Annotated in this window: 13 protein-coding genes and 1 riboswitch; of the genes, 8 read left to right on the forward strand and 5 right to left on the reverse strand. The window is 36.0% G+C overall.

The features are described from left to right. Window positions 1–7: 7 nt before the first annotated feature. A complete protein-coding gene (locus BMZ99_RS00090) occupies window positions 8–772 on the forward strand; it encodes a DUF4931 domain-containing protein (RefSeq protein WP_090931736.1) in 765 nt (254 codons plus the stop codon). 62 nt (window positions 773–834) lie between these two features. Here BMZ99_RS00090 and BMZ99_RS00095 read toward each other — a convergent pair whose 3' ends face one another. Continuing rightward, a complete protein-coding gene (locus tag BMZ99_RS00095; protein WP_090931738.1) occupies window positions 835–1710 on the reverse strand; it encodes a LysR family transcriptional regulator in 876 nt (291 codons plus the stop codon). A gap of 182 nt (window positions 1711–1892) precedes the next feature. On the opposite strand from BMZ99_RS00095, the gene BMZ99_RS00100 reads away from it, so the two are divergent. After that, on the forward strand, window positions 1893–3110 hold the full coding sequence (locus tag BMZ99_RS00100; RefSeq protein WP_175490444.1) for an MFS transporter: 1218 nt from the start codon (window positions 1893–1895) through the stop codon (window positions 3108–3110). A 142-nt stretch (window positions 3111–3252) separates the two neighbouring features. Further along, complete coding sequence (locus BMZ99_RS00105) at window positions 3253–3891, forward strand: RNA polymerase sigma factor (RefSeq protein ID WP_090931742.1); 639 nt, start codon at window positions 3253–3255, stop codon at window positions 3889–3891. 151 nt (window positions 3892–4042) lie between these two features. Here BMZ99_RS00105 and BMZ99_RS26135 read toward each other — a convergent pair whose 3' ends face one another. Next, window positions 4043–4183 (reverse strand): hypothetical protein, encoded by a 141-nt coding sequence (locus BMZ99_RS26135; RefSeq protein WP_175490438.1) that lies wholly within the window; start codon window positions 4181–4183, stop codon window positions 4043–4045. Window positions 4184–4298: 115 nt separating this feature from the next. Here BMZ99_RS26135 and BMZ99_RS00110 point away from each other — a divergent pair, with 115 nt between their 5' ends. Continuing rightward, on the forward strand, window positions 4299–5192 hold the full coding sequence (locus BMZ99_RS00110) for a DMT family transporter (RefSeq protein WP_090931744.1): 894 nt from the start codon (window positions 4299–4301) through the stop codon (window positions 5190–5192). 51 nt (window positions 5193–5243) lie between these two features. On the opposite strand, the gene BMZ99_RS00115 is transcribed toward BMZ99_RS00110, so the two are convergent. Continuing rightward, window positions 5244–5534, reverse strand: a complete 291-nt coding sequence (locus BMZ99_RS00115) for a zinc-ribbon domain containing protein (protein WP_090931746.1) — start codon at window positions 5532–5534, stop codon at window positions 5244–5246. 381 nt (window positions 5535–5915) lie between these two features. Between BMZ99_RS00115 and BMZ99_RS00120 the strand changes: the two genes are divergently transcribed. After that, the gene (locus BMZ99_RS00120; protein ID WP_090931748.1) at window positions 5916–6335 is read left to right on the forward strand and encodes a bacteriohemerythrin; all 420 of its coding nucleotides are present in this window, start codon (window positions 5916–5918) and stop codon (window positions 6333–6335) included. Window positions 6336–6383: 48 nt separating this feature from the next. Here BMZ99_RS00120 and BMZ99_RS00125 read toward each other — a convergent pair whose 3' ends face one another. Then, on the reverse strand, window positions 6384–7340 hold the full coding sequence (locus BMZ99_RS00125; protein ID WP_090931750.1) for a metal-dependent hydrolase: 957 nt from the start codon (window positions 7338–7340) through the stop codon (window positions 6384–6386). A 182-nt stretch (window positions 7341–7522) separates the two neighbouring features. Continuing rightward, window positions 7523–8950 (reverse strand): amino acid permease, encoded by a 1428-nt coding sequence (locus tag BMZ99_RS00130; RefSeq protein ID WP_090931752.1) that lies wholly within the window; start codon window positions 8948–8950, stop codon window positions 7523–7525. An 86-nt stretch (window positions 8951–9036) separates the two neighbouring features. Then, a riboswitch (Lysine riboswitch) is annotated at window positions 9037–9214 on the reverse strand. A gap of 135 nt (window positions 9215–9349) precedes the next feature. On the opposite strand from BMZ99_RS00130, the gene BMZ99_RS00135 reads away from it, so the two are divergent. The 3 genes from BMZ99_RS00135 to BMZ99_RS00145 all read left to right on the forward strand — a co-directional run bounded on the left by BMZ99_RS00135 (window position 9350) and on the right by BMZ99_RS00145 (window position 13493). Continuing rightward, entirely contained in the window at window positions 9350–10441 is a 1092-nt protein-coding gene (locus tag BMZ99_RS00135; protein WP_090931754.1) for a sugar diacid recognition domain-containing protein, read from the forward strand. Window positions 10442–10682: 241 nt separating this feature from the next. Then, window positions 10683–12356: a ribonuclease J gene (locus BMZ99_RS00140; RefSeq protein WP_090931756.1), complete on the forward strand. Its 1674-nt coding sequence runs from the start codon at window positions 10683–10685 to the stop codon at window positions 12354–12356. Between the two features lie 555 nt (window positions 12357–12911). Then, entirely contained in the window at window positions 12912–13493 is a 582-nt protein-coding gene (locus BMZ99_RS00145; RefSeq protein ID WP_090931758.1) for an HD-GYP domain-containing protein, read from the forward strand. Window positions 13494–13503 lie beyond the last annotated feature (10 nt).

A 13503-nucleotide genomic window follows, 5' to 3' on the forward strand; every position in this document is an offset into this window, starting at 1 on the left:
GATAGATATGGTAGACATGGCAAAGCATTTAATTTTTGATTCTGCGATTGGAAGTTCTAAACCAGAGAATATTGTGAATACAGAAGTGAAATGTCCATTTTGCTGTAGGGAGAAGTTAGAACATGTATTAGCAGAAGATGGTACTATTATACTTTTAAAAAATAAATACCCTGTTTTGCGGGATACCTTGCAAACGGTCATTATTGAAACGGATCAATGCCACTCAGAATTGTCGCTTTATCCAAAAGAACATTTGCATCGGTTATTTCACTTCAGTATGGAAAAGTGGCAGGCTATGATAGCAAGCAGAGAATTTGCATCGGTACTCTTTTTTAAGAATCATGGTCCTTTTTCTGGAGGCACGATCCGGCATCCTCATATGCAGATTGTAGGTTTAAGAACGATTGATTATGTTCCGCGGATCCCAGTGGAAACGATGGATGGAACTGTGATTCATCAAAGCAGAGGGGCGGAGTTAAATCTTGCGAAAGAACCGAAAATTGGATTTTGCGAGTTTAATGTGAAGCTAAAGGATCCATCATCAGTAGATAAGATGGCGGATTATATACAAGTAGTAGCGCATTACTTATTGAATCATTTTCATAAACGCTGTAATAGTTATAATATATTTTTTTATCAGCTGGAAGGTAAAATTTCTGCTAAAATTATGCCTAGACTTGTTACTTCGCCTATATTTATTGGTTACTCAATTCCTCAGGTGTCAAGCCGTGGGGAAGAAGTTATCAAGGAGATACAAAAGTTATATTTTTAAAGCGGAACGGCTTCTTCACCAATGGATGAAGAAGCCGTTTGTTTATTTGATTGAGGTAGAGATTAAGAAAAAGATTGTATTACAAAGTTTTTGAATCGTTGAGCGGCGGGAGATAAATAACGTTCTTTAGTCCAGGCGATTCCAATGACTCGCTGGCATTGCGGCTTAGAAACAGGTAGAAAGGACACATTGGTTTTATCTAGACCAAAGACATGAGGAATGAGTGCCACTCCTAATTTAGCTTCGACGAGGCCGGCGACGGTCAGAATTTCCTCACCTTCAAAAGTGATAAATGGCTTTAAATTTACTTCTTTAAAGAAATGGTCAGTTAAAATACGTAAACCATAATCTTTTTTGAAAGTAACAATTGGATCATGAGCAATTTCTTTAAGCTCAATGGATTTTCGTTCAGCAAGTCGATGTCCAAAAGGAACTACAACAAATAACTCTTCAGTAAAGAGTGGCTCCCACTCCATATAATCTTTTGTTGTTACAGGTGAACAAAGACATAAATCTACTTCTCCTGCTTCTAGTTGATCTAAGAGGAGAGTGGTAGCATTTTGATAAAGCTTAAATTGTATATTTGGGAATTTAGAGCGGAATTTACTTAAGAGACTTGGCACAAGATTCGAACCAAGAGAGTGAAGAAAAGATAAGGACACGCTGCCATAGTCAGGATGTATTAAATCGTGTATAACTTGCTTTCCTGCATCGATTTCTTGTATCGACCGTTCTACATACTGTAGAAAGATGACTCCATATCGATTGAGCACAATGTGTTTACCGCGACGTTCAAATAGTGGAAATCCTAGTTCCTCTTCAAGCTTAGCAATAGAACGGCTTAGGGCGGGCTGAGAAATCGATAATTGTTCTGCGGCATGAGTAATGTGCTGCAATTGGGCAACTAATTTAAAATATTCCAGTTGATTCCACTCCATTATGTTGACCACCTTTTGTTATGTCGTATTTTAATATCTAAGTTTAGATATGGTGGGAAATGTCTTTATATAATTATAACACATTAATTATATAAAAATGATGCATTGGACAGATGATACTTTGGAGGTTACTATGATAAAAAGAGAATGATCGTTGATTAGGAAGGACTGTGGTGGATATTATGAAGACCTATATACAAAAGAATAGTACAGCATATTGGCGAGGAATATCAGCTATGTTTTTAGGAAGTTTTGTTACGTTTGCTTTGCTTTATTGCATGCAGCCCTTAATTCCTGTTTTTTCAGAAGAGTTTCATATAGCACCAGCTTATGCCAGTTTGTCAATATCTCTTACTACAGGGATTATGGCATTTTTTATGCTGTTAGTATCTTGGTTTTCTGATGCAAGGGGAAGGAAAATCGTGATGGCAATATCGTTATCTGTTTCTGCGATATTAGGACTTATAATTGCTTTTTGCAATAACTTTTCAGTATTACTCATATTACGGATATTGCAAGGAATTATGCTGGCAGGATTTCCTGCGATTGCTATGGCATATGTAAATGAGGAATTTGATCCTAAAATAGTAGGTATGGTAATGGGGATTTATATTAGTGGCAATTCTGTTGGTGGTTTAGCTGGGCGTATTATGGTTAGTACACTGGCGGATTTTTCAACATGGCATATTGCAGTGGCTGGTATTAGCACAATTGGGCTGTTATTGAGTATTTGGTTTTGGATTGCTTTACCCAAATCTAAAAATTTCTCCCCCAAGAAAAGGGATTTGAGAGAGATGCTAACTGCATTTACTAAAAAATTGCAAAATATAGAATTACTTATGCTATATAGTATTAGTTTTTTAATTATGGGGGGATTTGTAACTTTATATAATTATATTGGTTACTCTTTAATGGCTCCGCCCTACAATTTAAGTCAAACCTTAGTTGGATGTATCTTTATTGTTTATTTGATTGGAACCTTTAGTTCTACGTTTATGGGAAAGCTGGCGGATAGTAATGGCAGTTCAAAAGTGCTGTGTTTATCCATTACGATTATGTTACTAGGTTGCTTGATTACCGTAAATGGCAGTTTGTCCATTAAAATTTTAGGCGTAGCATTATTTACCTTTGGTTTTTTTGGCAGTCATTCTGTTGCAAGCAGTTGGGTAGGGAAATGTGCTCGTTCTGACAAAGCGCAGGCTGCTTCTTTATATCTGCTTTTTTTCTATTTGGGTGCTAGCACAATTGGAACAATCGGAGGAAAATTCTTGCTTTGGTATGAGTGGGAGGGAGTCGTTAGTGTTATTGCTCTTGCATTAGTACTGGCTTTAGTCTTTTCAGGGATCTTATTGCTGCGGGAAATGCGCTATAAGGAAAATTTGATTCGAATGGAAATTTAAATTCATTTAATCTTAGTTTTTTGGGATTTAACCGCTCTAAGTCTCTCTCTTGTAAAGGAGGGGAGTCATAGAGCGGTTTAGTGCTGACTTCTTTCTCACATAGTGATATAATTAGTAAAAATCTCAAGAAAGGAATTGAATTATGAGTGAGATTGTACAGTCTATTGACCAAGAAATCCTTTCATTCTATCGGCAAGGCGATCAGGAACAGGCGTTAAAGCTGTTTATAAATCAATATCAAGCTAGATTATATGCTTTAGCATATAAAATGCTGGGAAATCACGATGATGCGATGGATGCTTTGCAGGAAATTTTATATCAGGTAAATCGTTCTTTGCAGAGTTTTAAGGAAAAGTCTAGTCTATACACTTGGGTATATCGTTTGGGTTCAAATGTCTGCTTTAATTTTCGTAAAAAAAGAAATCAAACCGTTAATCAGTTGGAATGGGATGAGAGCTTATATTATTCAATGATGTTGCCTATTGAACAGCCAAATGAAGATCCCGATAGAATGTGTGAGGTTAAATATAAGCAGTACTTGGTTCAGCAGGCAATTTTAAAATTGCCCGAAAACCAGCGCATACTCCTTGTTTTACATGATATTGAAGGAATTTCAAGTTCAGAAATTGCACAAATTTTAAATATTAATATCAATGCGGTGAAATCTCGACTTTATCGCGGTAGAGTGGCCTTGCGTAATATCATTAGTAAAGGTTTTACGGTTAAAGGAATGGAAGGGGTAGGTACATTTTCCATTAATTCTTCTGGTCATTTAAAATAATGGTTATAATATTTTGCAAATAAGATTAAGATATGGGAATTGCTAAGAAGAAAAGGGGCTGGATTATTAGCCGGCAGTTCATACATATAAAGAATAAGAAGGCTTTTACAGTCTTGAGTAAAAGTCTTCTTATTCTTTACATACAATATAATTAGTTCTTGGATCCTAAATCTCGTAAACAATATACAAGATTTTCTTTTTTACGATGGAAATTGATACACTCACAGCATTTACCGTGACGTTCACAATCTGTCTTTGGACAGGTACAATTTTGTTCATTACAGCCAGCCATAAAAAAGCCCCCTATATTCTTTTATTACTATTTTAGTATAAAGTCAGGAGAGAGTAAAACCCTTTGTTAAGGGGAATGAAATAATTTTATTAAAAATACGATAAGGAGGCTATATATGTCTGAAAATAAAGTTTGCCTACTAATGGTCTTTACAGCTCTTTTCTGGTCAGGTGCATTTATAACAGGGAAAATCGCAGTACTGCAATTTCCGCCCTTTGCACTGACTTTTTTCCGTTTCCTGCTGGCATTGCCGTTTATATTCTTCTTGCTATATAGTAGGGAGAAGGAAAAATGGCTGCCTAAAAGAGAGCAGTGGCTGCCTCTGATTGTATTAGGCATTATAGGTACCTTTTTTTATCATGTTTTATTTTTTAGTGCGTTACGCTATACCACGGCAATTAATTCTTCCTTGATTGGTGCGACCAATCCAGTATTGACTACTCTTATGGCGGTTTTATTTTTTAAGGAACATATGACACTCAAACGTTTAGTTGGTATTATCTTTTCTTTTTCAGGTGTTTTTCTTATTGTAACGAATGCAGATTGGCTGCTGATTTCTACGTTTAATTTTAATCTTGGGGACATACTCATGTTTAGCGCTGTTTTTAATTGGGCATTATATGCGCTTTTAAGCCGTTCCTATATGCAGAAGTATTGTTTATCACCATTAATGGTAACAGCCTACACATTTTTAGTTTGTGTAGTCCTATCCATACCCTTTGTAATAGCAGAAAATCCTGGCTCTTATTTATCTAAAACTAGTGTTGGTGGCTGGTTATCAATTGCATATATGAGCATATTTGCGTCTGTATTAGGATACTTAATCCAATTGTTTGCCATCGAAAAAATTGGTGCATCGCGGGCCGCAGTATTTGTTAATTTGGTACCTATTTTCACAATTGTTCAATCTGTTTTCATCTTAGGCGAATCTTTTACATTCTTTAAATCTATAGGGGCTTTAGGGATAGTTACAGGCGTTTACTTAGCGACAAGATCAAATGAAAGTTAAGTTTTTTAAGAAAATAAAAAAGTCCCTGTCATAGACAGGGACTCTGACATCCTAGCGGTTCTGGCTAAAGCAATCTCTGCAATAAACAGGACGATCGCCACTTGGACGGAAAGGAACTTGTGTTTCAACGCCACATGCTGCACAAGTTGCATCATGCATTTCACGTTGTTGGAAGCTGCTGTTGCGACCGCCACCGTTTCTTTGTTTGTGAGCTGCTCTGCATGAAGGGCAACGTCCTGGCTCGTTAGTAAAGCCTTTTTCAGCAAAGAAATCTTGTTCTGAAGCTGAGAATACGAATTGGTCTGCGCAATCGCGGCAAGTTAAAGTTTTGTCTTGGTTCATGTGTTGTATAGCCTCCTAAAATCTGTTACTAAAATAGGTAATAAGAATGTTCATTGTATCTCGTTAAGTTATGTTTAACAAGATAAATGAGAAATTCAATCGATCTATTTAAGTGCTTCTAAATCATACGCTGAATTGGTACAAAAGTAAAGAGGATTTTTATTAAATTTTAAAAAAAATTATAAAAATTATAAAAATAGTTTTCACTTATCAATTAATTGATCATTTTGCTTATAAATGTAAGAGAATAAGATATCGTTTAGATCTCTTTTCTAGAAAAAATGTTTATATTTTAATAGATAAATTATATAATGAGCAGGTAGGAACTTGTCTCTTTTAAGAAAATGATAAAAAGAATGCAAGAAAATGGAGGAACTAAATATGGAGTTTTTTGAATGGGATGAAAGCTTTTCAACAAAAATTCAAAGATTTGATGATGATCATAAGAAATTACTAATTTTATTCAATAATGTGTATCATCGTGTATTTGAATGTGAGAATTTGGAAGAGGAAAGAGAGTTAACACAAGAGACTTTAGTTGAGTTATTAAATTATGTTACGTATCATTTTTCTGCAGAAGAGGAATTAATGATGCAGTTTGGTTATCCACAATTCTTAGAGCACAAGAAAGAACATGGTTCTTATATAGCCGAAGTGAATAAATTCTTAGATCAGCATAAAAAAGGTGCGGCGGCATTATCTTTTCCAACCTTTATGTTTCTTAAAGAATGGATTGCTAAACATATCTTAGTGCGTGATAAGGAATATGGACAATTTTTTAATGATAAAGGAATTCGATAGAAAAACATTCTCTAAAATCGTGAACTCCTACGGCGCAAATAGTAATTATTAGTGTAAGTCACAAGGAATTTGAGTAGTGCTGCCATAAGTATGAAGATATGAAGTAGTAGGATGGTTAGCGGCATGATCAAAAATAATAGTAGCTCGATGAAGAAATTGTTTATTTAAAACATAGCGAAGATCGTAAATTGTAACCGAGATAGAATGAGGATGCTCCTGTACTGTAAAATAAATAAAGGGGGTAAAGGTAGCAAAGAAGTCTCCTATTTTTGTTTTTTTTGCTTGTAGTGTAAATTTCGATATGTCCTTTTCCTTTACTAAGTCAGCATGAAGTTTTAATGCTGGCGAAATGCTTCCTAATTCTCCGACCAAGTAAGCGGTTTTCGTTTCTAAAACAAAATCCCAGAACAATATGCGTCTTAATGATGGCATGACAGTGATTTGCAAGATATCTTGATGGGAAAATAATTGATAAAGCTGCTTTGCTGCTTTTTTGCGCAAAGCAATTCTAAATAAGATATATGCTGCAAGAATTGCAAACGTAAAGCACGATAATGTGAACATTGTAATTTCAAAAGCATAGAGACTAAGTAATAGTGCGAACAGCATTGGATCAAATACATTTAAAAGCTGCACACTTTTACGTTCTTTCTGAATTGGCCATAAGATAGCAGCGCCATGGGTATTAAAGTAATCCATGACGATATGAGATAAACTGCCAGAGAAAGCCCATCCCAATAAGGATAGAAAATTAGCTTGTGGCATAATAATAACTAAAACAGCACTGATCAGCAACGACCATAGAACTAAGCCCGGGATAGAATGAGAAAAAGCGCGATGTTGCCTAAGATAAGAGAATTTTCCTTTTATTTGGGCAATGATATCAAAATCCGGTGCTTGCGCGCCAAGAATAGTAGCTAGATAGATCGGATCAGAAATGGATAACGGATGACCAGACAACCCTGCAATCGCGATGCCAACAAGTGCATGAGAGAAAGAATCCATAATGAATGTGCCTCAACTTTCTATTTTGTTTACATAATATTATAACACAAAAGTACAGGTACACTTCTATAGTAAGTTTTGCCTTTCAATATACACTTATCTCAAGAGATGCATAAAAAAAGTGGTGACCTCATAGCAGAGACCACCATTTTTTTAATATATAAGCTTTATGCACTAATTTATTAGTTCATTTTTTGTTCAATTTTGGCTGCGCTAATTTTCTTGTCCAAGAACAAAATGTAGTATAAATAAACGCCCAATAATGCAGGAATGCCTGTATATAAAACAATTCGTTGGGATTCGTCAAAATATAAACTGCATATAACTCCAAGATTTAAGGTTAAAGCTAATATTGGAACCAAAGGGTAAAAAGGAGTCCGAAATTTTAGCTGCTCTATTTTCCCCCCTAGACGGAAGAATTCTCTGCGGAAGTTGAGTTGACACCAGGCAATAATGACCCATATTAAGCAGCCAGTCAGTCCTGTACTGGACATAAGCCAAAGGTACACTGTATCAGCAGCATATTCACTAGTGAGTAACGACATACACGCCAAGATAACAGTAATATAGACTCCATTGACAGGAACACCGCGAGAATTTAATGTACTTAAACATTTTGGTGCTAAACCTTCTTTAGACATAGACCAAAGGAGACGAGAACAGGCATATAAGGCTGAATTGCCTGCCGATAAAGCTGAAGTCATAACAACGAAACTCATAATATCTTTAGCCAAAGGAAAACCTAAGATGCCGAATACATGAGCAAAAGGACTTTCTAAAACACTTGCTTCTTGCCAAGGAATAATACCTGCCAGTACGATCATGGCTAACACATAGAAAAAAATAATCCGAAAGGTAATGCCTTTAATAACACGAGGAACATTTTTACTGGCATCTTGGCATTCGCCAGCTGCTATACCGACAAGTTCAGCACCTTGAAAGGAATAAACAACTGCAATCATAGTTAAAAATACAGCTTGAAATCCATTAGGAAATAAACCTGCTTCCGTATTAAAGTTGGATAAGCCAACAATAGGGACGGAATGACTGGAAAAGCCAAAGAGCAAACCGGCACCTGCAACAATAAAAGCTAGGATAGCAGTTACTTTAATACTAGCAAACCAAAATTCAGCTTCACCGTAAGCTCTTACAGAAATAATGTTTAGTAGAGCAAGCATAATAGCAAAAAAACCGCACCATATCCAAATTTCAATTTGTGGAAACCAATTATGCATGATAATGCCTGCCGCAGTAAAGTCGGCAGCAATGCAAATAGCCCAGTTCAGCCAATACAGCCAGCCGGTAGTGAAGCCGGCACCGGGAGAAATGAAACGTGAAGCATAGCTTTGGAAGGAACCAGAAACGGGCATTGCTGAGGTGAGTTCTCCTAGGCACAATAATACCAGATACATGATAAAGCCGCCAGTTAAGTACGCAAGGACAGCACCTAAAGGACCTGCTTGATTGAGGGTTACACCTGAACCTAGAAAAAGTCCGGTGCCAATTGTGCCACCAATGGATATCATCATGAGATGGCGTGAGTTCATTCCGCGTTTGAGTCCTTCTTTTTCGGGACATAAATCTTTAAGATTTACTGTAGAATTTGACATAGTTGACCTCCTATTTGATTTAAAATAAAAAGGGTTGTGATCTATCTCACAACCCCAAATTTACTCCAAAGAATAAACTAACGCTTGCGTGAGATAGCACTTCATCTAAAAGAACCTTTTAGATGACAGTCTTGTATTTATTAAATACAAGCCCAACAACAAAAAATGGCATTTCTGCTGTTTCGGCAACTATTCCTTTCTATATAGCTCATTGCCCGCCAGCTCACTATATATACTGATAATAATTGCGCCTCTATAATCACAACATATTTAATTTCTTGCTTATTTTAATAAATATCAGATTAGTTGTCAATCATTAGATTGTATTAAAATTATACGATAAGAAAGAAATGAGTCTACAAAGTAAATACATATTAAAGTCATGGGAGAGATCGAATTATGAATAATACATATGGGCGGATGGATGCAGCGTTTGCTCAATCTTTAGTTGATATCGTTGCTGCTGAATTAAATAAAAATGTGAATATTCTTGATGATAAAGGTGTAATTATTGCGTCTTTTAGCAGGGAGCGGATTGGGCAAGTGCATGAATCAGGTGCTAAAATGCTTGGTGCTGGAGTTGTAAAAGAATTTTATGTTACAAAAGAAGAGGAATGTTCTTTAAAGGGTATGCGGCAAGGATACAATGTACCTATCATGTTTGAAAATCGATGTATAGGTGTAATTGGTATCACTGGGGATCAAAAAACTGCAGGGCCTTATGCCCGATTGGCAGCACGTTTTGTAGAGGCTAATGTTCAATCGAATGCTCAGCAGGAAAAACTAGTCGGAGCATTACATGAAAAAGAAGAATTACGTTCTGTGTTCTTAAATAAAATTATTATGGTACAAGAAGAAGAGCGTAAAAGAATTTCTCGTGAGCTGCATGATGAAACAAGTCAATCTCTTACTTCGATTATTGTCGGCTTACGTATGCTTGCTGAGCAGGTAGAAGATAGCAAAGATAAAGAAAAAATATTAAAAATACGTGACCTTGCTGTAACAACTCTAGAAGCGGTTCATCATATTGCAGTTGAACTGCGCCCTGTATTATTGGATGATTTAGGACTGGTTGCAGCAGCTAAAAAATATATAGAAAATTATGCTAAGCAATATGAAATTTCTTTACATGTAGATTTTAGTAATTTGTCTAGGGAACGGTTTTCTCCAGAAGTTGAGATTACGTTATATCGGATTTTACAAGAGGCGTTAACGAACATTGTAAAACATGCGCAGGCAACAGAGGTTTCGGTATCATTAAACAAAAGACAGGACAAACTTATGTTAATGGTCCAAGATAATGGTGTAGGATTTGATACTAAAATGGCTGAAAGTACTCATAGTCGTACTTGTTTAGGCATTTACGGGATGGGTGAACGGGTAGCCTTAGTAGAAGGTAATCTTACGATTACGTCTGTTATTGGCCAAGGAACTAAACTTTTTGTAGAAATTCCCCTGGAGGAAATAAATAATTTGGACATAGTAGATTAGGACCAAATCCGCGAAGTTCTAAATTTGTTTAATTATGAGTAAATATTGTGTGATCAATGAGGGAATGCTTGTATATTGTAGAAAGATCAAGTACAATGTAAGTAATGGGTTGTGAGCGGATATTTTCATTTATGAACATTTGGATGAAGTCAGCCAGTTTATTTGGTAGGGTGACTTACGGAACGTCTATTGGTGAAAACAAAGTTAAATATACAAACTCAAATAATGGAGGTATTTTTTTTTGGAAAAACAAAATAAGCTCGCTATTATTCCACTGGGTGGATTGGGCGAAATAGGGAAGAACATGACGGTTATTCAATATGAGGATGATATTGTCATTTTAGATTCTGGGCTAGCATTCCCAGAAGATGATATGCTGGGGATTGATTTAGTGATACCCGATATATCCTATCTTCTTGAAAACCAGGATAAGATAAGGGCAGTTGTCATTACTCATGGTCATGAAGATCACATTGGATCATTATCTTATTTACTCAAGCAGATCGATGTACCTGTTTATGGTACGCGCCTTGCAATGGGACTGGCCGAGTGCCGCTTGAAGGAAAATAATGTGGCAAATTATAAATTGATTTCCATAAAGCCTGGAGATCAAATAACATTTGGCAAAATTCAAGTGGGATTTATGCGGGTAAGTCATTCTATTCCTGATTCTGTAGGAATGTATTTTAAAACCCCAGTTGGCACAGTTGTTCATACTGGTGATTTTAAAATTGATTATACGCCAGTTGATGGTAAGGTAATGGATCTTCATAAGTTTGCTGAACTGGGCGATGAAGGTGTAATGGTTTTAATGTCCGACAGCACGAATGCGGAAAGACCTGGTTTTACAAAGTCAGAGCGTCAGGTGGGGCTTGCTCTTGATGAAGCATTCAGTACAGCAAAAGGACGAATTCTTTTGGCAACTTTTGCATCTAATGTTCTCAGGGTGCAGCAAGCAATTACATCTGCTTGTAAATATGGTCGAAAAGTGGCGATTATTGGACGAAGTATGATCAATGTTGTAAATATTGCCACAGAACTTGGATACTTGACAGTGCCTGAAGGTGTACTGATTGATATTGATGAAATCAAAAATTATCCAGGCAATCAAATTTTAATTTTGTCGACAGGAAGCCAAGGAGAGCCTATGTCTGCCTTGACTCGCATGGCAATGAATGATCATCGGAAAGTTGAAATATATCCAAGTGATACTGTAATTATATCTGCTTCGCCGATTCCGGGAAATGAGAAATCAGTATCAAAGACGATTGATGCTTTATTGCGCTTGGGAGCAGAAGTCATTCACGAACGTTCTGCTGGTATTCATGTTTCTGGACATGCCAGTCAGGAAGAATTGAAGTTGATGCTGACTTTGGTAAGACCTCAATATTTCATTCCAGTGCATGGAGAGTATCGAATGCTGATGAGCCATGGGAAGCTCGCTCAAGACTTAGGCGTTGCTAAAGAGAATATTTTTATTGGCAGTAATGGACAGGTTTTTGAGTTTGCTAAAGATGCCGGCACTATAACAGGAAAATTGGCTGGTAAGGTAACCTCAGGCAAAGTATTTGTTGATGGTTTAGGTGTGGGTGACGTGGGGAATATTGTTATGAGAGATCGAAGTAAATTATCTCAGGACGGTGTACTCATTGTTGTAATAACCATGGACAAAGCAAGTGGATGTGTTGTGGCAGGACCGGATCTTGTTTCTAGAGGATTTGTTTATGTGCGAGAGTCGGGTCAATTAATGGTTGAAGCCAAACAAAGAGTCAAGCAGGTTTTGGCTAATTGTGAAGCCAATAAAGTGATAGAATGGGCTTCTATAAAAGGTAGCGTGCGGGATGCTTTAAGCAAATTTGTGTATGAGAAGACTCGTCGCAGTCCCATGATTTTACCTATTATTATGGAAGTGTAATAATAAAAATGAGACACCTCTTATGTTGTATACTATACAACATAAGAGGTGTCTTTTTATTACCATGCCGCTAACTCAATCTATATCTTTTAGCTAGTATTGATAATTTAATAGCAAGTAAATTGTAGCGTAAGCAAGTCATCTTCTTAAAGATGAGGTCTTTCTGTTTAAGATTCAATGCGTCAAGTGAACAAATCATTAAGAGCGTGGAGAAAGATATCTGACTAAATAGTTGCCTCCAATTACATAAGTCAACAAATACGCATAAAAAAAGACTTCTTTGAAGAAGTAAAGTTAAACAAATTAGGTAACATAATTTACTTATGTTACCTTGATATTCCTAATTTTGATATATTACGTCATTTTTCATCTTTTTTCCTTCTTTTATGACTTTATTTATTTAAAAATATGAAATTTTTTTTCTGATTCTATGAAAATATTTGAATTTGTTTCTAAATAAGTGAGAATTATACTAAATCTATCTCTTAAAAACACAAGGCTAATGTAACATAAGTAAATTATGTTACATTAGCCTTGTGTTTTTAGGAGGTCTGCATGTCCTTTAATGCTACTATTTTTCCAAAGTCTGAGGTAATAGCCTATCTCTTTCAATTAATAGTCAATTATAACCTCCCTACAGCGAAACATTCATGTAGAGTTCAAAAAATTGCAGTTGGATTTGCAGTAAAGCTTGGTCTATCATTTCAAATTATTCAACAAATTGCAATGGCAGCTTTACTTCATGACATTGGAAAAATAATAATTCCTAAAGAAATTCTAAATAAACCAGATAAACTAACGAACCATGAATTTGAGATTATAAAACAGCATCCCGAAAATGGATATCATCTATTACAAAAGATAGATCCATTACATCAATTAGAAAATGTAGCAGATGCTATCCTTTCTCATCATGAAAGATATGATGGTACCGGATATCCCTGCGGAAAGGTAGGTGATGAAATACCTTTGGTAGCAAGAATATTATCTATTACAGATGTATATGAGGCCATAACGTCTAATCGAGTATATCATACAGCAATGACTCAAAAAGAAGCAAATAAGATTATTGATGAAGGAAAGGAAAGTCATTTTGATCCTTATTTAGTAGATGTTTTTTTGCGGATAAGGAATTGAAAATAACTGG

It is taken from the genome of Pelosinus propionicus DSM 13327, from assembly GCF_900114615.1.
GTDB classification, from domain to species: Bacteria; Bacillota; Negativicutes; order DSM-13327; family DSM-13327; genus Pelosinus; species Pelosinus propionicus.